Source organism: Tunturiibacter empetritectus (assembly GCF_013410875.1).
Lineage (GTDB): Bacteria > Acidobacteriota > Terriglobia > Terriglobales > Acidobacteriaceae > Edaphobacter > Edaphobacter empetritectus.
Genome location: NZ_JACCCU010000003.1, coordinates 463,652 through 489,324 on the forward strand (window position 1 = coordinate 463,652; position 25,673 = coordinate 489,324).

Here is a 25,673-nt window from a genome sequence, read left to right on the forward strand (position 1 = left end):
TCGCTGAAAAATTCAACAACAGCGGAAGTCCCGAAGTCTAGCACCGCGTGCGCCAGTTGTTAAGTATGCGCCTTTTAAGTATGCGCCTTTATTGCTTGGCTAGCTTATCCACGTTGATGTAGTACAGATCGGTCGCCACATCGAACTGATCCTTGGTGAGCGGCGTCTTCATGGTCCGCCACTCGGTGGTGGGATGGATTATCTCCCAGTGCTCCTTCAAGCCTACGCGCACCGGCATAGCGAAGTCTTTTTCGTCGACCTGCCAGCGATATTGGACTTTGCCTGAGGCCTCGTCGAACTTCAGCTCCAGCGTGGGAATCGCCGTATGGCGCAGATACTGATCGAAGACCGGAGTCAGGTTCATCCCGGTCTGCTGATTGAAGTACTGCACGACATCCTCGGTCATGATGTTCTGATATTTGAAGTGCTGATAGAAGTCGTGGATCAGCGCAAACCAGCGAGCGTCGTCATCCACAATGCTGCGCAGCGTGTTGATAAACAGTGCGCCTTTAAAGTACTGGTCCTGCGGTGGCTCGGCATTGGTGCCGCGCGCGGTGATAATCGGACGATCGTTCTTCACCTTTTTCTTCAGCGCGTTGACGTACTTCACCTCATCCTCGTGGCCGTAGTTGTACTCCACGTAGAGACACTCCAGATAGGTGGTCCAGCCCTCGTGGATCCACATGTCGGACTTGTCAGCCGCCGTGATCGCGTTGCCGAACCACTCGTGTCCACTCTCGTGAATGATGATGAAGTCGAAGCGCGGGCTGATACCAACGCCGGTCCAGTCGCGGTCAAGATAGCCATTGTGAAAGTGATTGCCATACGCGACAGCGCTCTGATGCTCCATCCCCGCGTACGGAACCTCAATCAGCTTGTACCCGTCTTTCTTGAACGGATACTCGCCGAAGTAGTGATAGTAGGCCTTCATCATGCCGGGCACCTGCGCAAACTGACGCTTCGCCCCATCAAGGTCCTCAGGCAGAACGTAGTAGTCCAGCGGCAGATCGCCAAACTTGTCGTCGAAGTGAACGTAGTTGCCGATGTTCAACGCGACGTCGTAGTTGTTGATGGGGTAATGCACCTTCCAGTCCCAGCGGGTATATCCATCGCCGAGATCCTTCTTGCCCATAAACTTTCCATTCGACACATCCATCAGGCCGTTCGGAACAGCGACGTTGATCTCCATGCCCTCCTGCGGCTCATCGCGCCACTGGTCTTTATTCGGCCACCAGACGCTCGCGCCGGTCTCTTCACAGGCGGTGTTGATCCAGGGATGTCCGGCGGTGTCCTGCTTAAAAGTGAAGCAGCCGAAACGGCCAGTCTCCACGGGGCTTCCCGAGTAGTGAACGTCGATTGAGTAGGTATGGCCAGCGCGCAGGGTCTTTGGGAAGTCTACGAAGAAGGTGCCGCCGTCACGCTCATACTTCAGCGTGCTCTTGCCCATAGATATCTTGTCGATCTGCAACGTAGCAAAGAGTTCAAGCTGAATGCGCGTGCCGTCTGCAAGCATCTTGAAGCGAATCATATTGCTTCCGCTAATGAACTTCTTGGCCGGATCGACGCGCAGGTCGAGACGATAGAAGAGCAGATCGTTATTGGCGCGATAAGGCCCGTAGGCTCCGCGCAGAAGGTCGGCGTGTGTAGGTTCTTTGATCGCTGGTTTGTTGACCGCAGGCGGAGCCGTTGCGTTGGCAGCAGGCGTCGACGTCTGCGCGAAGAGCGGCGAGAGACTGCAGGACAGCAGGAAAAACCTGAAGAGCCGGTTGCGGAAGGCGTTCGTGAGCATTGACTTTAGCCTATCGCGATTTCTACACGGTGAAGCGCCCAAACAACGAGACGCGAAGGCAGTGGTCCGTTTTTTTGGACACCTGCGCGGACACCTGCTAAAACAAAGACCTGATGGCAATCCCCCGAATCTGCATCGACATGGACGAGGTGATGGCGGATGCGCTCGGCGAGCATCTCCTGCGCTACAACCAGCACTTCGGCGAGAACGTAACCCTCAAAGACCTCCAGGGCAAGTGGTTGTGGGACGTCGTCTCAGTGGATCGCCACACCGTGCTCGACGCATACCTTCGCTCCGAAGACTTCTTCGAGGTCCTGGCCGTGATGCCGGAGTCGCAGCGTGTCCTCGAGCGGCTGCACACCAACTATGAGGTCTTTATCGCCACCGCAGCAATGGAGGTTCCCACCTCTTTCCAGGCAAAGTACCGCTGGCTGGCGAAGCACTTCCCCTTCATCCCCGCATCCAACATCGTCTACTGCGGCGACAAGAGCATCCTGCGCGCAGACTACCTAATAGACGACAATCCCCGGCAGCTGCGGCGTTTCATGGGCGAAGGCATTCTCTATACCTCACCCCACAACGCCGGGGTCACCGGCTACAGGCGCGTCAACGACTGGCTCGACGTAGAGAAGCTGTTTTTGGGCTGACCGCGAAGTTGTTTTTGAGCTGACCACGAAGCACTCTCTGCTCTGACCACGCACCCGCTTCGTCAGGCGTACAGGTTCGATTCGAAGCGCTGCAACGCGGCATCGGACCAGGCATGGCTGGACTTGCGCCACGTATCGCCCTGCTCCGAGATGAAGTTCGGAAAGTCCATGCGGCAGTATCCGCAACGCGCCTGAAAGTCATAGAGAGCCTGCGCGGTTCCATCGAGATAGAGCACGGCCTGCAGGCCATCGCGCGACCACTCCACCGAGGCGATGCGTTGCGGCTCAGGGCGCTGCAACTCGGCGTCGCTTTTGGCCAGCGCGGCTACGTTGTAGATCAGCATTGCGTCCATAATGCTGTGTTCATGCACCTCCTGCGAGCGATCGCAGGCATAAAAATATCCAGCGACACCTTCGTCTTCGAAGACCACGGTCCACGGAACGACGGGCGAGTTGACTGAGAGAAAGGCACGGCCAGGGGTAAAAGAAAGCGACTGCATATCTCTCACGATACACTCGATGAGGCGGCTGCCGAACCCCTCCGGCGGTGTAGGTTGCGCGGCAATGTGCATGCCAGTTGCACCGCAATTGCACCCGAATTGCACCCGGATAGCCAAATGCGAGATCAGACTTAAGGAAAGATAAAGGCCGGCATACTTCAGAATGGGAATGAAGCTCCCCCGCATCAAGTTCGGACGACCGCAGCAGTTGGCTGCGTTGCTGTTGCTGATTTTTCTAGGCGAGTGCCTGTGGGTTATTGGGCGGCAGCAGCTCTCGCAGCAGGACTATCGTTATGCCGAGTGCGGCCGCGAGATGTGGGAGCGCCCCTCGCCGCTGGCCGGCTACTTCACCACCTGCGGCAATCTCAATGGCGACGGCACCTTTGCCTATCGCGTCGCCGGTCTTCCGCTCACCGTGCAGCGCCTGGCAATGCTCGGCGCAGATAAGCTTCGCAAGCCGGAGAATCGACTCTACACGCAAGGCTCGTTGAACGGCTCGACCTGGGAGGCGCGGCACGAGCTCTTCAGCGTCAAATATCTCCTTCATCTGCCTTTCCTCTTCTTCGCAATCTGGCTTGGCGGCGGCCTGTGGTGGGTCTCGCGCAGACTCTTTGGCAACGAAGGAGGATTCTTCGCACTCGGGCTCTACTGCTTCTGTCCGGCGATCGTTCGCTCCGCAGTCACACCCAACAACGAAGTCCTGGCGATGTGGGGACTCTACGGCCTCGTCTATACCGCCATGGGAGTCGCTCATGCGATGCAGGGTCCGCGGCGTAAATGGCGGCCGCGCATCGCGCTCCTCACCCTCGCCCTGGGACTCACCGCCGCCGCGCATCTGCTCGCAGCCATCCTCGGCTTTGTGATGGCGGTCGTGTGGATGATGTATCTCGCGCAGCGCCGTCGCAGCTATGTCATGCAGATCCTCGTCTTCTCCGCGGTCGGCGCACTGGCGATCCTCTTCGCGTCTTATGCCTTCCGCCTCGCTCCATTCAGCTACATCTTCACCGGCGGCGGAGCGCGTCTCTGGTTTGCGCTGGATGGAGCAAAACGCTTCTTCCTGAACTTCGCAAATGCTCCCATTGTCGTAGCCACGCTCGTAGCGCTTGTGCTCTATGTCTCCATCCGCCGCTGCCGCTACTTTGGCAACACCGCCCCACTCGTCATGGTTCTGCTGCTCTCTCCGCTGGTCACCACGCAGACAGTGTCGCAACCCTGGCTGTGGGCGCTGCCCTTTCTCTTCACCTTCGTCGGCGGAGTCTTCGCGGACGCTCTGGAGACGCGCCAGCGCAGGATGTTTCTCGCCCTCTCCGGAGCAATCCTTTTCATGCAGGCGATTCTCTGCTTCTCGCTCCTGCCAGAGATCGCGCGTTAGAAGCGGTCCTGCCGGACGGGCCTCCTGCGCGGAGGGCGGTCACTTCGTGACGCGTATACCTTGTTTGGGCGAGGCTGGCTGCTCCGATCCTCCCGTTGGTCGGAATCATCTTCTTTCGCGACCAACGGGAGCGCCAACCGAAGGGGTATACAAGTCACGAAGTGACCGCCGCCGAATCGGGGTCCCCACAAACAGGTCTTCGTTTTTGGGGTGACCAAGCAGGGCGCCCGTCCGGCAGGACCCGGCAGTTGCGCGGAGTTGTCGGCTGATGCGGCATAATGGGTCCGCACCCTCATAAATCTGCTGCGCCCTGAAGGATGGTCTCGTCCCGTGATGATGAAAGTCTCTCTCCGCTCCGCCTGCACCGCATCTGCTCTTACCGTTTTGCTGCTGGTGGGCGGATGCCATCGCCACCGTAAGTCGAAGTCACAACCCAATACGACGGCGTACGCAGACAAGCTGCATGAGATGGTCGAGAAAAAAGTGCTGCCACCCGAAAAGGTCGACACCACCAAGGTTCCTAACCTGCGCTGGCCGAACTTCTCCGACTACCAATCCATCGTGGCCACCTTCTACGACGACCGCAACTATGAGGTCGCATGGACCCGTGACGGAGCACCCACCGCCTCAGCAAAGGGTTTTATCCAGGCATTCCAGGACGCCGCGACGAAGGGTCTGATCCCGGAAGACTACGACGCGCCGCGCTGGGCCGATCGCGTTCAAGCCCTCAACAGCAAATCCGAGGACGCCATCTCGCTCTTCGACGTAGCGATGACGGTCAATGTAATGCGCTACATCTCCGATCTGCGCATGGGCCGTGTCAATCCATCGCACTTCAACTTCGAGATTCCCGTACAGGACAAGAAATACGACCTTGCCGAGTTCGTCTCTGACAACGCCGTAGACGCCACCGACGTGCCCAAGCTCATCACCAGCGTCGAACCCGACTCCGAAGAATACCGCCAGACCGAAGCTGCCCTCGCGCACTACATGGACCTCGCGAAGAAGCAGGGTGAAGCCCATGCAGATCCCCTCCCCACCGTGCCCAAATCAATCTCGGTGGGCGGCATTTATGCCGCGCTCCCAGCCCTGCTCACGAGACTCCAGCTTGAAGGCGATGCCGAACCCGACGCCACCCTTACGTCTCCCACCACCTTCGACTCCAACCTCTCCGACGCCGTCAAGCACTATCAGCATCGCCACGGCCTCACCGAAGACGGCAAACTCACGCCGCAGACCATCAAGTCCCTCAACGTCCCCATGGACCTCCGCGTAGCCCAGCTTCAAGACTCCCTCGAACGTTGGCGCTGGCTCCCCGAGCCCTACCTGCACGCACGCCTGATGGTGAACCTGCCGGAGTTTGTCCTGCGCGGCTTCGACCCCGACCACAAGCTCGACTTCACCATGCGCGTCGTCGTCGGCCAGGTAAAAGGCGAACACGAGACCCCTGTCTTTACCCACATGATGAAGTACCTCGTCTTCCGCCCCTACTGGAGCGTCCCGGTCGACATCGCCCGCAAGGAGCTGGTGCCCCACATCGAGTCCAACCGCGGCTACCTCGCCAGTAAAAACTTCGAAGTCACCAACAACAAGGGCATCGTCCAGACCGACTACACCGCCCACCAGGTGGCCCAGGGCGCCGTGATGGTCCGCGAAAAGCCCGGCCCCAAGAACTCGCTCGGCCTGGTCAAGTTCATCTTCCCCAACCAGTACGACATCTACCTACACTCCACCCCCGCCATATCTCTCTTCGACCAGACCCGCCGCGATTTCAGTCACGGTTGCATCCGCGTTCAGAAACCCGCCGACCTCGCTGCCTGGGTTCTCCAGGGCCAGGGTGAGTGGGATCTCGACAAAGTAAACGAGGCGATGAACAGTGGTCCGGACAACAAGACCGTCAGCCTCAAAACGCCTCTCCCCATCGTCATCTTTTATCTCACCGCCATCGTCGAAGACGGCGGCGAAGTCCACTTCTTCGACGACATCTACAACTACGACACCGAGATGCAGAAGGTCTTCTCCAAGGGGCCGCCCTACCCGGTCAAACCCGAGCCCATCGTGCCCAAAACCAAGGAGGGCGAAACGGTCTAGCAATCGTGTAAGGTCGAGCACCGTGTAAACTGCTGTCCTCGAAACAGGGAGAGAAAGCATGCCAGCTGCAAACTTCAACCCCCGCGTAGACATGTACGTCGCGAAGTCCAGGCCCTTCGCGCAGCCAATTCTCGAGCACCTCCGCGAGCTCATTCACAAAGCCTGTCCCAACGTCGAAGAGAGCATCAAGTGGAGCATGCCGTTCTTCGAGTATGGCGGCGTCAACCTCGGCAACATGGCGGCTTTTAAAGAGCACTGCAGCTTCGGTTTCTGGGGCAAAGAGATCTCCGCGGTCTTACATGAGGCAGGCATCGTCCAGCGTGGTGGCATGGGCAACCTCGGACGCATCACCACCGTCAAGGACCTGCCCTCCGACAAGCAGATGCTCTTCTTCATCCGTCAGGCCACCGGCTTCATCGATCGCGGTGAGTACACCAGCCCCATGGCAGCCAAAAACAAATTGGTAAAACCGCCGAAGCCCGCTATCGAAGACCCTGCCGAACTCACCGCCGCGCTCAAGAAGAACAAAAAAGCCGCTGCAGTCTTCGCTTCCTTCAGCCCCAGCTGCAAGCGCGAGTACGCAGAGTGGATCGCCGACGCCAAGCGCCCCGAGACCCGCGAAAACGCATCGCAACGGCAATCGAGTGGATCGCCGAGGGCAAGCAGCGCAACTGGAAGTATCAAAACTGCTAGCGGTCTGCGCTCTGGCAAATCCACGTAAGCTGTTCTTACGTACCTATCAACAATCACACTTACGTTCTCGCTCTTTACCAAAATTCTCTGTATGCATCCTTCCACGAAACGATAGACTCGAGGGCGATGTCCTCCGTACCCAGGCCAGCAACCGCAAACGACGATCGAATGCATCCCGCTGCTCCGAAAACTACACTCCTCGATGCCGCTCTCTTCCGGCGAAGGCTGATGAGCTGGTACCGCACCCACGCACGCGAGCTCCCCTGGCGTCACGTCAGCGATCCCTACCGCACATGGCTCTCCGAGGTTATGCTCCAGCAGACCCGCGTCGCCGCCGTCGTCGAGCACTATCAGAGCTTTCTCCGGCGCTTCCCCACGATCCTCGCCCTGGCGCTTGCTCCTGAGTCCGAAGTTCTCGCCCTCTGGTCGGGCCTCGGCTACTATCGCCGCGCACGCATGCTGCACAAGGCCGCACAGTTCCTCATCGAAGAGCGTGGCGGCATCCTGCCCGGCACCGCCGCCGAGCTGCGCACCCTTCCCGGCATCGGCGAGTACACCAGCGCCGCCATCGCCAGCATTGCCTTCGGAGAGAGTGTCGCTGTAGTCGACGGCAACGTGGAGCGCGTCCTGTTGCGCCTCACCGGGCGGCCGGAGCAGAGAGACGCCGCCGGCCGCGCCTTCGTTCAGCAACAAGCCTCGGCCCTGGTGCCGAATCGACGAATCGGCGAGCAGACCAACGCCGCCGGCGATCACAACCAGGCCATGATGGAGCTAGGCGCCACCCTCTGTCTGCCCAAGGCCCCGCTCTGCCTGCACTGCCCTGTCTATGCCCTCTGCAAGACCCGCGGCGAGCACCTCACACCGCCTCGCGCCGCGCAGCTCAGCCGTCCCGCCGCCTACTTGCTCAACCTGCGAAAGCGCGGCACCCTCACCGAAGTCCTGCTTGAGCGCCGCCCCGAAGACGCCAGCCTGATGCCGGACATGTACGAGCTGCCGCCGCTTCCGCAGGATGCAGTCCAGGGCCGCGAACCTCTGCTGCGCCTGCGCCACGCCATCACCAATACCAACTACTATGTCCAGGTCTACGCCGCCAGCGGACCACAGGACCGGGGCCTGCGCCGTGCCGTTCCTGCCGCAAAGGGCGATCTACACTGGGTCCCCACCAACAAGCTCAACTCCAAACCACTCACCGGACTCGCGCGCAAAGTACTCCAGCGCCTCGATGTCATGAAGGTCGATCTCCCCAGGCTACCGACAGCCACCAACCCACCGAAAAGGACGATCTCGGCCCGCTGAGAGATCCCGCTCCCAGCGGGCCGCAACGAACTTAGTGCCGCGGCGACTCCCCGTACCGAAAACATCTAGTGCATCTGTGGAGCGGCCTTCTTGCCAGCGGCAGCGGCAGCAGCCTGAGCGAGCATCGAGCCCGGAACACCGCGAACTTTTCCATTGGTGGCGTTCGTCGACCGCGCTCCACTCCCTAACTGCATCAGCACAGGATGCTGCAACGTCACGATCACCGCCGTCGCCGCCGTCTTGCCCGTGCACATATAGCTGTGGATCGTGTTCGCATCGAAGTACACCGCATCCCCCGCCTCCACAGTGTGAACCGTCTCGCCATGCCGCACCGCGAGCGAGCCCGAAAGCAGGTAAAGAAACTCGCAGCCAACATGCTGATGCGCGCGCGGCGAACGGCCCTCTTTCTCCGGCAGAAACTCCGCGAAGTAAGGATCAAGCTGGCGGTCGGGAACCAGGTACCCCAGGCTCTCGAAATAATAGGCAGGGTCGTCGGCTCCGGTCTGCGGCAGGCGCACCCGCTCATCGCGGCGATGCACCCGGAACAGCGTCTGCGGCTCAGGATCAAAGAAGTAGCTCAGATCCTTCGAGAAAACCATCGCGATCCGCGCCAGGTTGCGCAGCGTCGGCACTACGCGTCCGGTCTCCAGCTGCGACAGGAAGCTGGCCGACAGCCCGGTGTGACGGCCCAGCTCGACCAGGCCCATCGACTTTTTCAATCGCAGATGCTTGATGCGCTCCCCAATGCGCTTCTCGGCGATAAACGACTCGGCGGCCTCTCCATCGATCTGAAGGTGGCGAATACCCAGCAACGGGTTTGCCTCGCCGCCTGGAATCAGGCTGCTAGTGGGAGCGGGAGTCTCGGCGAGGGGCAGAAGGGAGGAGGATATAGTTTTGCTCATAAGATTTTTATTCGCTACGCCAACAGACGTTGAAACCCCGTCAAAAGATGTACGAAGGGCCTCACTTTCTGGATTGGATGCAGTTTTTTAACATTCACGCCGCACTCTGGCAAAAAGATCTTCATCTGGCTTATGAGGGAGGTGAGCTTTGAGCGGACCTCTTCCTCCCGTTGGTCGCAGGCTGAGCTCGTGCCGACCAACGGGAGGATCTACCGAAGGGGTATACCCGTCACGAAGTGACCGCGCGAACCGGGCCCCCACAAACAGGTCTTCGTTTGCGGGATTGCCAAGCGCAGTGGGCCCGTCCGGCAGGACAGAGCTTCGATCTGGCCCTATGATGGTCACAGACCAATGAAGTCTTTGCTCCCCAGCCGTACGCAGACTCGGCGATGGCTATTCCTCGGTGTCACCGCGCTGCCGATCGTCTTCGCCGTGGGTTGCGCCAGTCCCGGCCCGCCCCACGCCCCCTCCCTCGATCTGCCCGAGGTCGTAAAAGACCTCACCGCCGAGAGAGTCGGCGACAGGGTCACGCTTCATTGGACGACTTCCGAGAAGACCACCGATCACCTTGCAATCAAAGGCACAATCACCGCAGAGATCTGCCGTGCCTCTCTCCCGGCCACCGCTTCCACTTCCGCCTGCACGGTGGTCAAGCGACTCCCCGTACAAAGTGGACCGAGCCAGACCGAAGAGATCCTTCCCCCCTCGCTGACGGCAGATCCCGCCTCGCTCCTCGCCTACAAGGTCCAGCTCTTCAACCCCCACAACCGCTCCGCTGGCCCTTCCTCCGAGGCCTTCATCGCCGCCGGCGCAGCCCCGCCGCCAGTCGAGCAGCTTCGGGCAACCTCCGTCCGAGAGGGCATTCAGCTGGAGTGGCAGCAGCCAAACACCTCTTTAAGCAACTTGCAGGTACAGCTTGACCGCCACCTCCTCGCCTCCATGACCAGCACCCAGGCTCCCGTCCCGGCAAGTTCAGCATCCACCCCCGCAGCCAGGCCCGCACTCCGCAGCAAATCCAGAAAGCCATTGCCGACCACCACCTTCGCCTCCGCCAAACCGCAGACCACGTCGACCGCACAGCCGAAGACGCCGGACGACGTGAAGTTAGAGACCCCAAAACAGACAGCCGACGCAGGCGGCACCATCGACCAGACCACACAGAAGGGCGACAGCTACCGCTACACGGCCAGGAGGGTTCGTGAGATCTCCCTCGCCGGCCACACTCTCGAACTTCGCAGTGAGATCTCCACTCCGGTCACCGTTACCATGCTCGACACCTTTCCCCCCGCCATCCCCACCGGCCTCGAAGCCGTGCCCGGCGGAGCCACCCCATCCGACCGGTCCATCGATCTTTCATGGACGCCCAACACAGATGTCGATCTCGCCGGGTATAGTGTGTATCGACAGGAAGTTACCTCGACAGGCCAAGTTGCGGGACCAGCAACGCGCCTGAACCCATCCCCGATCGTCGGTCCTGCCTACCGCGATCAAACCGCCATCCCAGGGCATCGCTACGCCTATCGCGTCACTGCGGTCGATGCCATCGGAAACGAGAGCGCCCCGAGCGCCGAAGTGCAGGAAATATTAAGGGAGCAATAAAAAAACACATGCGTTACTGCAAGTACCTGTCGTCGGAAAACGACACCTTTCTCCCACGCTATGCCCTCGTCGAGAAGCGCAACGGCATCCTCTGGGCCACACTGCCCATGCAGGCCCCTCAGGAAGACCTCAACACCCGCATCCTCGGCGGCGTCCCCATCCCCACCCTCGCAATCGACTTCGAGCCCACCCCGCTCGACGACCTGTATCTCCTCCCACCGGTCACCCCCTCGAAGATCCTCTGCGTTGGCCGCAACTACCGCGACCACGCTGCCGAGCTGGGCAACGAAGTCCCCAAAGAGCCGCTCCTCTTCTTCAAGCCACCCTCCTCGCTGCTCGGCCCCAAAGGCACCATCCGCATGCCCGCCATCTCCAACCGCGTTGATTACGAAGGAGAACTAGGCGTCGTCATCGGCCGCCGCTGCTACCGGATCGGTCCCGACGAAGACGTCCGCCCCTACATTCGCGGCTACGTCTGCGTCAACGACGTCACCGCCCGTGACATCCAGAAGTCCGACGGCCAGTGGACCCGCGCCAAGGGCTTCGACACCTTCTGCCCCGTCGGCCCCATCGTCTCCGACGAGATCGACCCCGTCGGATTCGCCGACAAAGCCCCAGCGCCGGTCACCATCACCACCCGCCTCAACGGCGTCGTCAAGCAGCAGGGCAGCACCCGCGACCTCATCTTCCCCATCGCCGACCTGCTCCGCTACATCACCGCCACCATGACCCTCGAGCCCGGCGACCTCATTCCCACAGGAACCCCAGCAGGAGTAGGAGCCGTCCAGCCTAACGACCGCATCCAAGTGGAAATAGACGGTCTCGGCGTCCTCGATAATCAATTTGCCGCCGGCTGACCACCGCCGCGCTCTAACAGACAGCTGCACAAAACAGCGCAATCCCTCAGAGCTTGATAAAATCTCTACTAACAGCCAAGGAGAAAGATTATGGCATCGTTACTCGAACAGCTTCGCGGATACACCACCGTCGTCTCCGACAGCGGAGACTTCAACGCCATCCAGCAGTTCCGCCCACAGGATGCGACCACGAACCCCTCTCTGATCGCCGCCGCCGCCGAGAAAGCCGAGTACCAGTCTGTTGTCGACGACGTGCTCAAAGCAGTACGCAAAGAAGCAGGCCCCAACGCCTCCGACAAAGAAGTCGCTGCAATCGCCTTCCGGCCCCTCGAAGTCGCCTTCGGCCTCAAGATCCTCGACATCGTCCCTGGCCGCGTCTCGACCGAGGTTGACGCCCGCCTCTCCTACGACACCGAAAAGTCAATCGACGAAGCCCACGCCATCATTGCTCTCTATGACAAGGCCGGCATCTCGCGCGACCGCGTCCTCATCAAGCTTGCCTCCACCTGGGAGGGAATCCGTGCCGCTGAGATCCTCGAGAAGGAGGGCATCCACTGCAACATGACGCTGCTCTTCGGCATTCATCAGGCCGTCGCTGCCGCTGAAGCCAAGGCCACCCTCATCTCGCCCTTCGTTGGACGCATCCTCGACTGGTACAAGAAAGACACCGGCAAGGACTACGCTCCTGCCGAAGACCCCGGCGTTGAGTCTGTCACCACCATCTACAACTACTACAAGAAATTCGGCTACAAGACTGTCGTCATGGGCGCGAGCTTCCGCAATATCGGTGAGATTACTGAACTCGCTGGTTGCGACCTGCTCACCATCGCACCAAAGCTGCTTGACGAGCTTGAAAAGACCCAGGGCGAGCTGCCGCGCAAGCTCGATCCCGCGAAAGCACAGAGCCTGGACATCAAGAAGATCCCGATCGACAAAGCCACCTTCGACAAGATGCACGCCGAAGATCGCATGGCCACCGACAAGCTGAAGGAAGGCATTGACGGCTTCTCCAAGGCCATCGTCGATCTCGAAGTGATCCTCGAAAAACGTCTCAGCGAGATCAACGAACCAGCCGCAGCAGCTCGCTAATTCTCAACAGCCAATTCAACGTTTTCCCTCTCGGCGGCCTCTCAAAAAGGTCGCCGAGTTGTCTGTAACAAAACTTTATTAAGGGCCAACCGCCTCGCCTCAGACTTTGTCTAAATTAGGCGAGGTGAAACATGCACCCGATTAAAATCCTTGCCGCAACTACGGTTGTCGCTTTCAGCTTTGCGGTAGCTGCTCCCAAATCCCAGGCTCAAATCGCAGTCAACATCGGCCCCGCCCCGGTGTGCCCCTACGGCTACTATGACGTCGCCCCCTATAACTGCGCTCCCTACGGCTACTACGGTCCCGAGTGGTTCTCCAGTGGCGTCTTCATCGGCTCAGGCCCCTGGTTCCACGGTCCCGACCACTTCAACGGCCACGTCGACAATCACTTCCATCCCGAACACGGATATCACGGCCCCTATCCTGCCCGAGGCGAAGCCGCACGTCCTGAGAACCACGTCGACCACATGGAGAACTTCCACGGCAACGAGACGCGCGACGGCCATGGCCACGCAGGCGGCGAACACCGCTAACTCAATACGTAACCAAAAGAGTTAAAAATGTAACAAATAAAGTTACGTATACCTTGAATCAAGAAACACCGCAGTTACAAGAGAGGGGGCAGAGACCGTTTCCAGTCTCTGCCCTCTCTCTTCACCTCGCGACCTTCACAATACCGAAACTCTACCTCTCCCACTCGCCACCGCAGCCATCTGCGAGTCCACCACAGCTGTCGTCAGTCCACCCACCCCCTTGGCCGACTGCGCTCCCGGCCGGTGCTTGGATGCATACATCCTCTGGTCCGCCACCCGCAGCAGACGGATCGAGTCCTGCGCGTCCTGCGGATACACCGCCATGCCAACGCTCGCCGAAACCACCATCGGCTTGCCCTCCATCATCAGCGGCTGCTCCAGCGCCCCGCGAACCGACTCCAACAGGTGTCCGAGCCCCTGCTCCGGCTCCACATCCGCCGCCACAATCACAAACTCATCCCCACCCAGCCGCGCCAGCGTATCCGACGCCCGCACCCCCCGGCGCAGGTTCATCGAAACCTCGAGCAGCACCTGGTCGCCTATCTGGTGTCCCATCGTGTCGTTGATCTTCTTGAAGCCATTCAGATCCAGAATGATCAGCGCCAGCCGGCTCCCCGTGCGGTCCGCTCGGTCGATCGCCATCGTCAGCCGGTCGGCAAGCAGGCGCCGGTTCGGCAGTCCCGTCAATTCATCATGCAGCGCCAGCCACTCGTTGCTCGAGATCTGCTCCTCCAGCATCACCAGGATCATCCCAATCGAGATCAGCGACTTCTGCATATTCCAGATATGCGACGCAATATCGGCATACGCGCGATACTGCACAATCCACGGATGCAGCAGCAGGCACAGCGACCAGATCGTAAAGCCGGTCACAATCGCCAGCCTCCCGGTGCTTCCCGCCGGCAGCCGCCGCTGGAAGTTCAGCGCAGCCGTCGCATAGACGCAGCACAGGCTCCAGTACACCGCTGCCCGGTAGTCGGAGAGATGGATCAGATATCCCATCGCCATCCACGCGCACACATGCAGCACCGCCACCGTCAGGCTGCGGCGAAGATACAGCGAGGTCGATACCCCAACCACCATACCCGCTGCCATGCAAGGGAAGAACGCAATCCCCGTATACAGGTGCAGCCCATACACCGTGCACAAAGCCAGCAGCGGCAACGCATTCAGGCCCAGGTACAGCAGCCGCGCACTCTTCGAGACGGGGTTCACTCCCGACGCCCATACAAAGATCATGCCCGTCAGCAGGTAGCAGTCCATCACAATCACATGCAGAATCTTCTGCGGTGGTCCGTTCGGTGCGTAGAACGTATGCGCCGCCGCCTCCACCAGCGTAAAGAACAGGCCCAGCAGCCACAGGTCCGCACGCTCCTGCGGATGCCGCTTCCGCAGCAACACCAGGATCACAATCAGGATCAACAACGCCAGCAGATCGGGGAGAAAGGCAAAGTTCATCGGGGACCCGGGCATCCGTCGCACTTGGATTTGGCCCCAGCCACAGGCCAAGCGGGATGCGTTTGCTTCCTCTACCTGCGACGGCCAGCTTCGCCATCGCCATAAAGCCCTGAAACTTTTGAAACCCAAACAATAGTCCAAAAACACCATCAGCGCGATGGCAAAAGCATCTTCTACAAAAATAAATTTGTAACAAACAACACTGCAGAGGAAGCACTGCGCAGAACCCTCCTGAGACGGGCAAACGCTGCCTCGGTCAACTCTTCTGAAGACAGCCGGAAAAAATTACAGAGCAAAATTTCTGCCCCCCCGCGGGATCTTTGAAACTTCGTTGCACTAACTTGCGGGGGCCCTGGTAGCTCGTCGGTCTCACAGAGATAGAAACGCTGTTTGTCGCACAATTATGCGGTATTCCCAAGCCAATCGAACATAAAAATTCCGCTGCAGAGAAGCTGCAAACAACGGAACATTGCTGATTTTTCCACTAAATTTATTACCTCAATCGCATCAATCGGATAGCCGTTCTCCCCACAGTCTGCCCCGCTAAAACTTCAGCATGGCGAAGAGTGGGAACGCAATGGTAGTGAACATAATCTGCAAACCGTTACAGACATAATTCGTTTAGAAACAACATTCACTACAAAAAAACAAACGAGCATGTCAGGGATCTGCTCTTCGATTTCCGTCGATTCGAGTCAACTATCGCTGCCCGCAAAAAAGTAGAGGGTTGAAGGTCATTATGACCAACCAACCCTCTACTTGCGTAAACCTACTTAGGTGATCGCTTACCGGTGCCCGCCACCACCGCCGTGGAACCCGCCGCCGCCACCCCCTTGGAATCCGCCGCCATGGAAACCTCCACCTGCGGCCGTTGCGCCATGGAAGCCTCCGCCCGCGACCGCTGCGCCCCGATACCCTCCGTTGCCGCCACGGAAGCCATAGCCGCCACGGTAGCCGTACCCTCGCCCATAGAAGCCACGGCCATACACAAAGCCGCCGCCATACAGGTAGTACGGCGAGTAGAAGCCGTAGCCGAACGGACTAAAGAACGGCCCGCCACCCGGCAGCCAGTCATAGGAGTAGAGACCTGCATCCCACGCCCAGCCCGGTGCAAACCCACCATAGCCATAGTCCGGCCCATATCCCGCATACTGCGCAGCGAGATTCACGTTCGCCTCGCCCAGGTACTGCGAGCGCAGCTCACTCCAGCGATATAGATCATCTTGCGAGCGGTCTTTGTTGAAGCTCACCGGCTTCACCGCCTCGCCAACAAGAATGATCTGCTTGCCGCCCTTTACCTCCACCGGCTTCACCTTGCTCTCAAGATCATTGCCGGGATAGACCGCCGCCTTCCCGTCGAACGTGCGCACCGTATTCGCATCCGCGTTGAACTCATACAGGCCGTTCTTTAGAATCTGCGTCTGACCGCCCTTCTGATCGATCAGGATCATATTCTGCGGATAGAGCTGATCCGCCTCCACCTCGGCGCGCCCCTGCTCCACGCTTACCTCGGTGTGAGTCAGATCCGGCTTGATCATCTTCACGGTGCTGTTCTTATCCAGCCGCAGAAACACGCCCGGCGTCAGCAGCATCTCAGCTCTTCCATCCGCCGTTGCAAGATATTGGCCCGGCTGTATCTCGGCCTGGCCCACGGATCGTGCCGTAACCTGGCGGCCGTCGATCGAAGCCTGGCCTTCCACGTAGTTGAGAGATCCTGGGCGGGCTGGGTTCGCGCCTTGCTGCTGAGCGCTCTGCTGCTGAGCAATGACAGGCGGAAGCAGAGTCGCCAGGGAAAGAAGAACGATTGATTTGAGCCCTGACATATTCGTAAAACCTCTGTTTATTTAGATGAAACAGAAGGAGAAACGTAACATTATGCTCAACCCATGCCTGACCATTGAACCCCATGTGGTTCAATAAGTTGCTGCCCTGACCAAAGGCGACGGAGGAATGACAAGGCGGGGACAAGACTTCATCAAAGACACCGAAAACGAATCTTTCGACACCGAAAACAGCCTTCAAAGGCAGTTGTAAAAGTTATGTCTCTTTACGAAGCGTCCTGCCGGACGGGCGCCCTGCGCTGGCGGCGGGCGTTTGCGCGCCATTTTAAAGCTTCGCCCGGTCCTTCCGCTGGTCGGAATCAACACCCTTCGCGACCAACGGGAGCGCCAACCGAAGGGGTATACAAGTCACGAAGTGACCGCACGCCGCGTAGGCGGCCCGTCCGGCAGGACAGTTTCTACAAAATATAACGCGAAAGATCTTGATCCTTCACAATCGAAGCCACCTGCTGCCGCACATACTCCGGATCAACCACGATCACCTTCTCCACGCCCGTTGCGGTCTGCCGCTCGATCACCGGCAGCGGCGGCGATGGCATCTGCGGCTCCGACGTAAGCGAAGCAGAGACAGGCACTTCGCCCACAACGCCCTCCTCCGTAATCTCCGCCCGCGGGCTCTTGAACAGATCCGGAGCCTGGAAGCTGATCTCATCGAGCACGCGTTCCAGAATCGTATGCAGTCTCCGAGCCCCAATGTTTTCCGTAGTTTCGTTCACCCTGAAGGCAAACTGCGCCATCTCCGCAATCGCCTCCTTGGTAAACTCCAGCTTCAACCCCTCCGTCTCCAGAAGCGCTGTAGACTGCTTCACCAGCGACGACTTCGGCTCCGTAAGAATGCGAATAAAGTCGTTCACCGTCAACGAGTTCAACTCCACGCGAATCGGAAAACGTCCCTGCAACTCCGGAATCAGATCGCTAGGCTTCGACACATGAAATGCCCCTGCAGCAATAAACAGGATGTGATCGGTCGAAACCATCCCATACTTCGTGCTAACCGTAGTCCCTTCCACGATCGGCAGAATATCGCGCTGTACGCCCTCGCGCGAGACATCCGGCCCGTGCCCACCCTCGCGCCCGGCAATCTTGTCGATCTCATCCAGAAACACAATCCCCGAATCCTCAACCCGCTCCACCGCAAGCCGATTCACCTGATCCATATCGATCAGCCTGCTCTCCTCCTCCTGCACCAGGTAGTCGAAGGCCTCTGCCACCTTCATCTTGCGCTTCTTCGTGCGCTGTCCAAACAGCCCCGGCAGCATGTCCTTCAGATTGATATCCATCTCCTCAGAACCCTGATTTGAGATCACCTCAAAGCTAGGCTGGTTACGGTCGCGCACATCCAGTTCCACTGTGCGCTCATCCAGCTTGCCCTCGCGAAACTGTTGCCGCAGCTTCTCTCTCGTCCGATGCTCACGGTCCCCCGGCTTCTCCTCGGAGTCATCCACTGCCCCCGCCACAGGCAGCTGAATCACATTGCTCCCAGGCTCGTGCGTCGCCGCAGCGGCAGTTGCAGCAGGAGCGGCCGTTGGCGTCGGAGGCAGCAGCAGATCGATCAGACGATCCTCCGCCGCAAGCTCCGCCTTGTCCTCCACCTCTTCCATCTTCTCTTCGCGAACCATGTCGATCGCGATCTCCACCAGGTCGCGCACAATCGACTCCACATCGCGCCCAACATACCCGACCTCGGTAAACTTCGAGGCCTCCACCTTCAGAAACGGCGAGTTCGTCAGCTTGGCCAGCCTTCGCGCAATCTCCGTCTTTCCCACGCCCGTTGGCCCGATCATGATGATGTTCTTCGGCATGATCTCATCAGCCAGCTCTGGCGGAAGCTTCTGCCGGCGCATGCGATTACGCAGCGCAATCGCCACCGCCCGCTTGGCCGCATGCTGTCCCACCACGTACTTATCGAGCTCCGTGACGATCTCACGCGGCGTCATCTCGTCCAGTGCAAGCGCCTGATCTTCAGCAGTTCCAGGTAAAAAAATTGCCATCGTGCTGTACTCCTTGTCGCATGTCGCAGCGACGAATCTTTGAACCTCTACGAACTGTCGAGCCTACTGGTTCTCTGCCGTCTCGGACTTCAGCTCTTCCACCGTCACCTGGTCATTGGTATAGATGCAGATCTGTCCGGCAATCTTTAGACTCTTCACGGCAATCTCTCGGGCGCTTAAATCGGTGTTCTCCATCAAAGCCCGCGCGCTGGCCAGGGCAAAGCTGCCTCCGCTGCCAATCGTCGCGATCCCTTCATCCGGATCGATCACATCGCCGGTGCCCGACAGCAGAAACGTATGTTTCGAATCGGCCACAATCAACAGCGCTTCAAGCTGCCGCAACATCTTGTCCGTGCGCCAGTCCTTGGCCAGCTCCACCGCTGCCCGCCCCAGGTTGCCCGCATACTGCTCCAGCTTCGTCTCAAACCGCGCAAACAGCGAGAACGCATCCGCAGTCGATCCCGCAAATCCCGCCAGAACCTTGTCCTGGTACAGACGCCGGATCTTCTTCGCCGACCCCTTCATAATCGTCGAGCCAAGCGACACCTGCCCATCGGCAGCCATCACCACGGAGTCGCCGCGACGCACACAGATAACGGTAGTGGAGCGAATCCGCCGCCCGTCGCCCAAATCCAGTGGGTGGGCGATGCCAAGCGGGTGGGGAACGCCAAGCGGCTCGGCGATGCGAAGCGGAAGAGTGGAGTTTTTAGCGGGAGCGGACAACTTGGAAATAGAGGACGAAGGCGGCTTCATGGGCAACCTTCAGTATATCGTCAATCCTCCATTCCTCTACGCCCGCGCATCGCCCATCCGTCAATCCAGGTAGAGGGGCGATTCCCAAGCACAAGCGTTCATCTGCGGCAGCTCGCGTTCTCCGCATTCGGAAACGCCAGAAAAGTAATGCTTGCCGGAGCAAGACGAACCACCCCGGCAGCCTGCGCCTCTCCTTCGAGCGAAGGAAGATCCCCTTCGGAGTTAACCTGCAACTCCACGCCATTCAGCTCCACTTTGTTGTCCATCAGGTCCTTCGCCGTCAACGTGTAGCGCTTCGACTTCGCTGGCACCTTGAGTTCCTGAGCCGTCGTACGATCGGCGTTGATCGCCAGCAACGCCACACCTCCCGCTTGATTCCGCAGGCAGTGCGCGTACATATGCAGATTCGGCGAAGGCGAAGCATCAGCATCGAGCACCGTCGTCCCCATCAGCTTCCGCCATAACAAAGCAGACCAGTAGTTCGGGCGGGGAATCAGCGTAGCCTCATCCACCAGCGCGTCATCGCTCGCTGCCAGTGTGTTGTGCATCACCACCTGCACACCCCGCTTCGCCAAAGTTCCAAGTTGATTCAGGTAACGGAAGCTGTCGATAAAGTCCGAAGCCCACGGATTGCCGCCACACGCCGTCTCGCCTGTCTCGGTCAGCCAAAGCGGTTTACCCGGCGCAAATCGATCGCGTAGCTTCGCATAGAAATCCTCATCCCGATTCGTCCGCGACAGCCAATCATCCGTCAGCGCCGCCTCCGATGTCGTCTGCATCGCCGCGCCCATCATCTTGCATCGCTGCGAGACGCCCCCGTAAAAGTGATACGAAAATGCATCCACACCAGGTCCGGACGCAGCCATCATGTCCTCGGTCTTGATCATCGAATTCGGCGGCAGTCCAACCGCAAGCCCTATCTCCCCAACCGACCCGGGGCCGAGAATCACCATCTCGGGCGCAGCTTCCTTCGCAAATCCGCGAAACACCTTGAAGTCTCTTCCATACGCCGCGGCATCATAGCCCTTCGGCGCGCCCCCCATCCCGGCAAAGGTCGGCTCGTTGAACATCTCCGCCGCCGCAATACTGCCCCCGGCCGCCTTCGTGTATGAGAGCACCTTCTTTGCCTCCACCGGAGTCCAGACGCCCTCGGCATCGCGCACCCCTGGGCTTATCGCGAAAGACGTCACAATCTTCGCATCCACAGCCTTCGAAAAATCGATGACGCCCTTCCACTCCGGCCGCGTCAGCACGGCGTTGAAACCTATTGGCGGAGTCGCCGGTACCGGCTCGTCCGAATCATGGAAGTAGGTCGTGTTCTCCCAGGTTCCGCTAACCCTTACATACGAAGGCGCCAGTCCCGCCGCAAGCTTGCGCAACCGCGGGTTCGCCAGGTTGATCGGCTCACGGTACCGAAACGCGGAAGGATCCATCCCCGCAGGAGCCGAGTTCTTCGCGCTGGCCGGCACATCCTGCTCGGCGCTGCCTTGTTTCTTGTAAGGAGCCCAGAAACGTCCGCCAGTCACCTCAACCATCTCGATGTTGAACGATTGAAAGCGCTCTTCTACCGTACCGACCTTCGGCATCTTCGCAGGGGTAATCGCAACAGGAGCTTGAGCGAGGAGAGTCAGCGGCCATGCAGGTGCGATCAACGCAAGCCCCAGCAGAGATCTAAACCATTTCGTTCCATTCATATTCGTCACTCCCGGGAGCATCCACGCCATTTAGTTTGAACTTCGCCGGAATTCTACTCTCAGCGGATAAGAATAAGAAACCCTCTATTTAAATTTCTTTTGAAGCACCTGACCTTCGCCGCAATCCCCCAAAAGAACGTTACTGACACAGCACCTTCCCCCTCCCGATCCCCTCGTCATGGACTATGCTTTTTGGCAGAGACTGTGTTTGCGCTGATTCCAACCCACCTGCCGTACGTCCTCCGTTCGCCGCGAGTCCTCATCGCCATGGGAGCAACGACAGCGGCAGCAATCGGCGTCGTCAGCTACGTCCTCACGCGCAAAAAACCCACTGCCGAAGAGGTCGAGCGCGAGCGTCGCGAGACCTTGGCGCGAGTCGGCCGCATCACCGACGGAACCATCATGGACACCATGGTCGCGGAGGTTCGCAAACCTGCCCTCGATCTCGCAGACGACCCGGAACCAGCCCGCCAGGGCCCTCTAACGCCAGAGATGATCGTCTACGTCTACCGCATCGCCGGCGTGACCTACGAGTGCGCCCAGGACGTCACCATGCTTCCAGAGCTGGTTTATGGCGTTCGCACCGATCTTCCCATTCAGGTTCGCTACGCTCCGCAAAATCCCGCCAATAGCATCATTGTGGCGGAGACCTGGAGCGGCCTACGGCTGGGAACACGCACACCCGTACCCTATCCCACCTCGGACGAAGAGGAACTCGGCGAACCTATCTAGCCGCGAGGCCTGCCGGCTTCAGTTTCAGATCGCCTTTAACTCCTCCCTGGTCTTTCAACCGGCAGTTATCCCGATTGAACCGAATCCCTGCGCAGACTACACTTAACGTCATGCACATGGTCGCCACTCCGAACAGCAAGATGCAGCGAGTCTTGCAGCTGTCCATGGTGCTCACCCTGGCCTATGTTGGTGCGACCTTCTTCTTCGGTCTACGGGCACACTCCCTGGCCCTCATCTCAGAGGCAGGACACAACGTCAGCGACCTGCTCGCCATTGTGCTCTCCTTCGTAGCCGTTTATTTTCAGGCACGTCCCGCAACCGATCAGAAGACCTTCGGATACCAGCGTGCCGGTGTCCTCGCCGCGTTCGTCAACGCCGCAACCCTCGTCGTGCTCTCGTTATGGATCGCCTTTGCCGCAGTCCACCGTTTCAGCGCACCCGTCGACGTGCAGCCCAAGCTGATGATGTACGTCGCGGCCGCCGGTGTGCTAATGAACGGCACCATCGCAACCCTGCTCTGGAAGTTCTCCGGCGACGTCAATATCCGCAGTGTCTTCCTGCACATGCTCGGCGACACGCTCTCAACCGCCGCGGTCATTGCAGGCGGCGCAGCCATCTTCTTCACACACCTGTCGTGGATCGATCCGGTGCTCTCCATCCTCATCGCCGGCATGATCCTCTACAGTTCCATCGGAATCATTCGTGAGACGCTGAACATTCTGCTCGAAGGGACGCCGCGCAACCTCGAACTCGGCGAGATCCGTCAGGCGATGGCCTCAATCGACGGCGTCCTCAACGTCCACGACCTCCATGTCTGGAGCCTCGGTTCCCAGTCTCACGCGCTTGCCAGCCACGTCACCATCGCTGAGATGCCCATGTCTGAGTGCAGCGGCATCCTCGCAGACATCAAGTGCGCTCTACGCGACCGCTTTCACATCACCCACACCACGATTCAGTTTGAGATCACCGGCTGCGAGACCACTCATGGCTGCGCCGCCCCGCCAGAGCTCGAGGCAATCGGCGCCCACGGCCACGATCATCACGGCCACGCTCACTGATCGGTCCTGCCGGACGGGCGCCCTGCGCGGGCCGCGGTCACTTCGTGACTTGTATACCCTTCGGCTGGTCCTCCCGTTGGTCGGAGGGAAGATGATTCCGACCAACGGGAGGAGCCAAGCCGATAACCCGCCAAGAAAAGGTATACGCCCCACGAAGTGGGCGCCCTCCGCGTAGGAGGCCCGTCCGGCAGGACACTTATCCTCTTAAACCAGCGTAGCGTCGACGGTAATCGTCGCAGCCTTCAACACCTTCGACACCGGGCAGCCGACCTCGGCATTGTGTACCAGTTCATCGAACTTTGCCTTATCAATGCCAGGAATCTTCCCCTTCGTGGTCAGGTGAATCTTGGTGATCGTAGGCGAGCCATGAACATCGAGCGTCAGCGTCGCGGTCGTCTCAATGGTGTCGGGAGTAAAGCCCGCCTCAGTAAGCTGGCCGCTCAGAGCCATCGTGAAGCAGCCCGCATGTGCCGCCGCAATCAACTCCTCGGGGTTTGTCCCCACACCATCGGCAAAACGAGTCTTGAAGCTGTACTGCGTATCCTTCAACGTGCCGCTCTGTGTGGAGATGGTGCCGGTGCCGTCCATAATCTTGCCATGCCATACTGCGCTGCCAGTGCGATCCATCGTAGTTCTCCTTTTGTTTTCAACTGTTACCTGTCAACAGTACCTTCTTCGATGCGCCGCTTGCGCCAAAGGACCTTGAAAAAATCCCATCCGCGATAGCATCTTGAAATGCCGCCGATCCCAGCCGTCGAAGCATCCGCAGACCAGCCCCTCGCGTCATGCCCCATCTCCACCGAGCACCACTCCCGTTTCTGCCCCACCTGCTCCTCGCGCCTTGAAGACAGCCGCTGCAAGCTTATCTGCCGAACCTGCGGCTACTTTCTAAGCTGCGCCGACTTCTACTAACTCGCAGACTGAACCCGGCAGGACAGTTTCTGGACAGATTCTCAGGCCGTACCTTCGCGCGATCTACCTCCCCCTGGCTAGCCTTCCGCGCCGCCTCGAACTCATCCTTCGCCTTCCACTGAATCATTGCCGGCGCGCTCAACGCCTCCCACCCCAACTCCATCCCAAACCGGTCGAGCTTCGCGTTCCCGCTGAAGTCCCAGTCCTCGTGGAAGTTGTCGCTGAAGTTGTGATAGTCGTGCTCCGTGAACTCCTCATGTTGCTTATGTCCCCAGGCCGCATCATGCCCTTCATAAAGATTCCCCGTCTCAATCGAGAACGCCGGAATCCCAACTCTGGACAGGCTGAAGTGGTCCGAGCGGTAGTAGCTCCCCGCCGAAGGCTTCGGGTCCGGCACAATTGCAAGATTGAACCTCTTCGCCGTAGCCTCCACCGTCGGATAAAACGTCGTCCTCTGCGCCCCATTCACATTTGTCTCCAGCGGCACCCCAATCGGCAGAATCATGTCGTAATTGATATCCAGCGCAATCTGCCCCGCCGGAATCGGCGGATGCTGCCCCAGATACTCCGACCCCAACAGCCCCTGCTCCTCTGCCGTCACCGAAGCAAAGACGATCGAGTGCGGCAGCTTCACCCCCGACTCCGCCCACGCCCGCGCCATCTCCAGCAGCATCCCGCAGCCCGTGCCATTATCCGCCGCGCCGTTATAGATATTGTCGCCAGCCATCCCCGCCACAAACCCCAGGTGATCGTAGTGAGCCGTATACATCACCGCCTGATCCTTGCCGCCAGCATTCGCACCCGGCAAAATCCCCACCACATTCGGCGACTGGAACGGCCGCACCGTGCTCTCAACATGCGCCTGCAACCGCACCGGAAGCTCCACCGCCTTGAACCCACGCTTGCCCGCCGCAACAATCTCCGCATCCGCATCCAGCCCACTCGCAGCAAAGATCTTCTTCGCCACATCCAGCTGAATCCAACTCGCCGCCTCGAGCTGCGGATTCTTATCATCCCGCAGATATGTCTTTTCGCTGGTATTTGAGTTCTTCACCACATCCCAGCCATAGCTCGCCAAATCGGTGCGATGAATAATCAGCGCGCCCACAGCGCCCTTCCGCGCCGCCTCTTCAAACTTGTACGTCCATCGCCCGTAGTAGGTCAGCGCATCGCCGCCAAAGAAGCTCGGGTCGGTCGAAGGCGGATCGCCCACAATGCAAAGAATCACCTTCCCCTTCACATCCACGCCCGCATAGTCGTCCCACTGAAACTCCGGCGCAATCGCGCCATAGCCAACAAATACAATCGGCGCATCGATATCCACGCTCGGCGTCAGCATGCGATTGCTCACCGTATAGTCCTCCGCATACGTCAGATCGATCGAATGCAGATCAATCGACATCCCCGCAGGCTTCTTCGGAATCAACGACATCGTCGTCTTCTCCGGAATCACCTTCATCCCCACAAAATTAATCTGCTGTAGAAAAGTTCCGTTATCCCCACCCGGCTTCAGCCCATACAGTGCAAACTGCGTGGCAATATACTTCGCCGCAATCTCGCTCCCGCGCAGTCCTGGTCCGCGTCCCTCCAGCAGGTCGTCCGACAGAAAGCGCACCTGCGCGCGAATCTTCTCACCGTCAATCGAGGCCTCCGCCGCCTTCACCGCCGGCGGGATCGACTGTGCGATCAAGGCGGTGGAAAGTGAGAGAAAAGCGGCAACCACAACTGAGGCAGAACGAATCTTCATCAAGGCAGGCTCCTGCACGACGGCATTCTTCGGATACCACGAGTCTAATCGATGGCCGGCAGGGATATCTCTTCGCGACCAACGGGAGCGCCAACCGAAGGGGTATACAAGTCACGAAG

At 59.3% G+C, this 25,673-nt stretch carries 21 protein-coding genes; 11 read left to right on the top strand and 10 right to left on the bottom strand.

Translation table 11 applies throughout. The features are described from left to right. Nucleotides 1-88: 88 nt before the first annotated feature. Complete coding sequence (locus HDF08_RS19765; RefSeq protein ID WP_179640374.1) at nucleotides 89-1,789, bottom strand: M1 family metallopeptidase; 1,701 nt, start codon at nucleotides 1,787-1,789, stop codon at nucleotides 89-91. Between the two features lie 113 nt (nucleotides 1,790-1,902). Here HDF08_RS19765 and HDF08_RS19770 point away from each other — a divergent pair, with 113 nt between their 5' ends. Beyond that, complete coding sequence (locus HDF08_RS19770) at nucleotides 1,903-2,436, top strand: 5' nucleotidase, NT5C type (protein ID WP_257031291.1); 534 nt, start codon at nucleotides 1,903-1,905, stop codon at nucleotides 2,434-2,436. A gap of 62 nt (nucleotides 2,437-2,498) precedes the next feature. Here HDF08_RS19770 and HDF08_RS19775 read toward each other — a convergent pair whose 3' ends face one another. Continuing rightward, nucleotides 2,499-2,936, bottom strand: coding sequence for a DUF2251 domain-containing protein (locus tag HDF08_RS19775; RefSeq protein WP_179640375.1), 438 nt, complete (start codon nucleotides 2,934-2,936; stop codon nucleotides 2,499-2,501). 169 nt (nucleotides 2,937-3,105) lie between these two features. On the opposite strand from HDF08_RS19775, the gene HDF08_RS19780 reads away from it, so the two are divergent. The 4 genes from HDF08_RS19780 to HDF08_RS19795 all read left to right on the top strand — a co-directional run bounded on the left by HDF08_RS19780 (nucleotide 3,106) and on the right by HDF08_RS19795 (nucleotide 8,388). Beyond that, nucleotides 3,106-4,308: a hypothetical protein gene (locus HDF08_RS19780; protein WP_179640376.1), complete on the top strand. Its 1,203-nt coding sequence runs from the start codon at nucleotides 3,106-3,108 to the stop codon at nucleotides 4,306-4,308. Between the two features lie 333 nt (nucleotides 4,309-4,641). Beyond that, nucleotides 4,642-6,399, top strand: coding sequence for a L,D-transpeptidase family protein (locus tag HDF08_RS19785; RefSeq protein ID WP_179640377.1), 1,758 nt, complete (start codon nucleotides 4,642-4,644; stop codon nucleotides 6,397-6,399). 58 nt (nucleotides 6,400-6,457) lie between these two features. Continuing rightward, nucleotides 6,458-7,120 (top strand): DUF1801 domain-containing protein, encoded by a 663-nt coding sequence (locus HDF08_RS19790; RefSeq protein WP_257031292.1) that lies wholly within the window; start codon nucleotides 6,458-6,460, stop codon nucleotides 7,118-7,120. A gap of 98 nt (nucleotides 7,121-7,218) precedes the next feature. Then, nucleotides 7,219-8,388, top strand: coding sequence for an A/G-specific adenine glycosylase (locus tag HDF08_RS19795; protein ID WP_179640378.1), 1,170 nt, complete (start codon nucleotides 7,219-7,221; stop codon nucleotides 8,386-8,388). A gap of 65 nt (nucleotides 8,389-8,453) precedes the next feature. Here the strand turns inward: HDF08_RS19795 and HDF08_RS19800 are convergent, their stop codons facing one another. Next, nucleotides 8,454-9,290, bottom strand: a complete 837-nt coding sequence (locus HDF08_RS19800; protein ID WP_179640379.1) for a helix-turn-helix domain-containing protein — start codon at nucleotides 9,288-9,290, stop codon at nucleotides 8,454-8,456. Between the two features lie 351 nt (nucleotides 9,291-9,641). Between HDF08_RS19800 and HDF08_RS19805 the strand changes: the two genes are divergently transcribed. The 4 genes from HDF08_RS19805 to HDF08_RS19820 all read left to right on the top strand — a co-directional run bounded on the left by HDF08_RS19805 (nucleotide 9,642) and on the right by HDF08_RS19820 (nucleotide 13,368). After that, nucleotides 9,642-10,889: a fibronectin type III domain-containing protein gene (locus HDF08_RS19805; protein WP_179640380.1), complete on the top strand. Its 1,248-nt coding sequence runs from the start codon at nucleotides 9,642-9,644 to the stop codon at nucleotides 10,887-10,889. Nucleotides 10,890-10,897: 8 nt separating this feature from the next. Further along, the gene (locus HDF08_RS19810; RefSeq protein ID WP_257031293.1) at nucleotides 10,898-11,746 is read left to right on the top strand and encodes a fumarylacetoacetate hydrolase family protein; all 849 of its coding nucleotides are present in this window, start codon (nucleotides 10,898-10,900) and stop codon (nucleotides 11,744-11,746) included. Nucleotides 11,747-11,836: 90 nt separating this feature from the next. Continuing rightward, complete coding sequence (locus HDF08_RS19815; RefSeq protein ID WP_179640381.1) at nucleotides 11,837-12,835, top strand: transaldolase; 999 nt, start codon at nucleotides 11,837-11,839, stop codon at nucleotides 12,833-12,835. A gap of 131 nt (nucleotides 12,836-12,966) precedes the next feature. Continuing rightward, complete coding sequence (locus HDF08_RS19820) at nucleotides 12,967-13,368, top strand: hypothetical protein (RefSeq protein WP_179640382.1); 402 nt, start codon at nucleotides 12,967-12,969, stop codon at nucleotides 13,366-13,368. A gap of 135 nt (nucleotides 13,369-13,503) precedes the next feature. Here HDF08_RS19820 and HDF08_RS19825 read toward each other — a convergent pair whose 3' ends face one another. The 5 genes from HDF08_RS19825 to HDF08_RS19845 all read right to left on the bottom strand — a co-directional run bounded on the left by HDF08_RS19825 (nucleotide 13,504) and on the right by HDF08_RS19845 (nucleotide 21,105). Then, complete coding sequence (locus HDF08_RS19825; protein ID WP_179640383.1) at nucleotides 13,504-14,826, bottom strand: GGDEF domain-containing protein; 1,323 nt, start codon at nucleotides 14,824-14,826, stop codon at nucleotides 13,504-13,506. Between the two features lie 785 nt (nucleotides 14,827-15,611). Continuing rightward, nucleotides 15,612-16,649 carry a FecR family protein gene (locus HDF08_RS19830; protein WP_179640384.1) on the bottom strand — a complete coding sequence of 346 codons (1,038 nt, stop codon included), beginning with the start codon at nucleotides 16,647-16,649 and terminating at the stop codon, nucleotides 15,612-15,614. Nucleotides 16,650-17,065: 416 nt separating this feature from the next. Next, nucleotides 17,066-18,658, bottom strand: coding sequence for an ATP-dependent protease ATPase subunit HslU (gene hslU / locus HDF08_RS19835; RefSeq protein WP_179640385.1), 1,593 nt, complete (start codon nucleotides 18,656-18,658; stop codon nucleotides 17,066-17,068). Between the two features lie 63 nt (nucleotides 18,659-18,721). Then, complete coding sequence (hslV, locus tag HDF08_RS19840; RefSeq protein ID WP_306459732.1) at nucleotides 18,722-19,411, bottom strand: ATP-dependent protease subunit HslV; 690 nt, start codon at nucleotides 19,409-19,411, stop codon at nucleotides 18,722-18,724. A gap of 98 nt (nucleotides 19,412-19,509) precedes the next feature. Further along, nucleotides 19,510-21,105, bottom strand: a complete 1,596-nt coding sequence (locus tag HDF08_RS19845) for a hypothetical protein (RefSeq protein ID WP_257031294.1) — start codon at nucleotides 21,103-21,105, stop codon at nucleotides 19,510-19,512. A 192-nt stretch (nucleotides 21,106-21,297) separates the two neighbouring features. On the opposite strand from HDF08_RS19845, the gene HDF08_RS19850 reads away from it, so the two are divergent. Both HDF08_RS19850 and HDF08_RS19855 read left to right on the top strand, forming a co-directional pair. Continuing rightward, complete coding sequence (locus HDF08_RS19850; RefSeq protein ID WP_179640386.1) at nucleotides 21,298-21,837, top strand: hypothetical protein; 540 nt, start codon at nucleotides 21,298-21,300, stop codon at nucleotides 21,835-21,837. Between the two features lie 110 nt (nucleotides 21,838-21,947). Further along, nucleotides 21,948-22,895, top strand: coding sequence for a cation diffusion facilitator family transporter (locus HDF08_RS19855; RefSeq protein WP_179640643.1), 948 nt, complete (start codon nucleotides 21,948-21,950; stop codon nucleotides 22,893-22,895). 204 nt (nucleotides 22,896-23,099) lie between these two features. On the opposite strand, the gene HDF08_RS19860 is transcribed toward HDF08_RS19855, so the two are convergent. Together HDF08_RS19860 and HDF08_RS19865 are read right to left on the bottom strand one after the other, a co-directional pair. Continuing rightward, entirely contained in the window at nucleotides 23,100-23,522 is a 423-nt protein-coding gene (locus HDF08_RS19860) for an OsmC family protein (protein WP_179640387.1), read from the bottom strand. A 235-nt stretch (nucleotides 23,523-23,757) separates the two neighbouring features. Continuing rightward, complete coding sequence (locus HDF08_RS19865; protein WP_179640388.1) at nucleotides 23,758-25,554, bottom strand: M28 family peptidase; 1,797 nt, start codon at nucleotides 25,552-25,554, stop codon at nucleotides 23,758-23,760. Nucleotides 25,555-25,673 lie beyond the last annotated feature (119 nt).

Bases quoted from the DNA above. Each gene is read 5' to 3' on its own strand.
- HDF08_RS19765 (WP_179640374.1), bottom strand. From the start codon at position 1,789: ATGCTCACGAACGCCTTCCGCAACCGGCTCTTCAGGTTTTTCCTGCTG.
- HDF08_RS19770 (WP_257031291.1), top strand. From the start codon at position 1,903: ATGGCAATCCCCCGAATCTGCATCGACATGGACGAGGTGATGGCGGAT.
- HDF08_RS19775 (WP_179640375.1), bottom strand. From the start codon at position 2,936: ATGCAGTCGCTTTCTTTTACCCCTGGCCGTGCCTTTCTCTCAGTCAAC.
- HDF08_RS19780 (WP_179640376.1), top strand. From the start codon at position 3,106: ATGAAGCTCCCCCGCATCAAGTTCGGACGACCGCAGCAGTTGGCTGCG.
- HDF08_RS19785 (WP_179640377.1), top strand. From the start codon at position 4,642: ATGATGAAAGTCTCTCTCCGCTCCGCCTGCACCGCATCTGCTCTTACC.
- HDF08_RS19790 (WP_257031292.1), top strand. From the start codon at position 6,458: ATGCCAGCTGCAAACTTCAACCCCCGCGTAGACATGTACGTCGCGAAG.
- HDF08_RS19795 (WP_179640378.1), top strand. From the start codon at position 7,219: ATGTCCTCCGTACCCAGGCCAGCAACCGCAAACGACGATCGAATGCAT.
- HDF08_RS19800 (WP_179640379.1), bottom strand. From the start codon at position 9,290: ATGAGCAAAACTATATCCTCCTCCCTTCTGCCCCTCGCCGAGACTCCC.
- HDF08_RS19805 (WP_179640380.1), top strand. From the start codon at position 9,642: ATGAAGTCTTTGCTCCCCAGCCGTACGCAGACTCGGCGATGGCTATTC.
- HDF08_RS19810 (WP_257031293.1), top strand. From the start codon at position 10,898: ATGCGTTACTGCAAGTACCTGTCGTCGGAAAACGACACCTTTCTCCCA.
- HDF08_RS19815 (WP_179640381.1), top strand. From the start codon at position 11,837: ATGGCATCGTTACTCGAACAGCTTCGCGGATACACCACCGTCGTCTCC.
- HDF08_RS19820 (WP_179640382.1), top strand. From the start codon at position 12,967: ATGCACCCGATTAAAATCCTTGCCGCAACTACGGTTGTCGCTTTCAGC.
- HDF08_RS19825 (WP_179640383.1), bottom strand. From the start codon at position 14,826: ATGAACTTTGCCTTTCTCCCCGATCTGCTGGCGTTGTTGATCCTGATT.
- HDF08_RS19830 (WP_179640384.1), bottom strand. From the start codon at position 16,649: ATGTCAGGGCTCAAATCAATCGTTCTTCTTTCCCTGGCGACTCTGCTT.
- hslU (WP_179640385.1), bottom strand. From the start codon at position 18,658: ATGGCAATTTTTTTACCTGGAACTGCTGAAGATCAGGCGCTTGCACTG.
- hslV (WP_306459732.1), bottom strand. From the start codon at position 19,411: ATGAAGCCGCCTTCGTCCTCTATTTCCAAGTTGTCCGCTCCCGCTAAA.
- HDF08_RS19845 (WP_257031294.1), bottom strand. From the start codon at position 21,105: ATGAATGGAACGAAATGGTTTAGATCTCTGCTGGGGCTTGCGTTGATC.
- HDF08_RS19855 (WP_179640643.1), top strand. From the start codon at position 21,948: ATGCACATGGTCGCCACTCCGAACAGCAAGATGCAGCGAGTCTTGCAG.
- HDF08_RS19860 (WP_179640387.1), bottom strand. From the start codon at position 23,522: ATGGATCGCACTGGCAGCGCAGTATGGCATGGCAAGATTATGGACGGC.
- HDF08_RS19865 (WP_179640388.1), bottom strand. From the start codon at position 25,554: ATGAAGATTCGTTCTGCCTCAGTTGTGGTTGCCGCTTTTCTCTCACTT.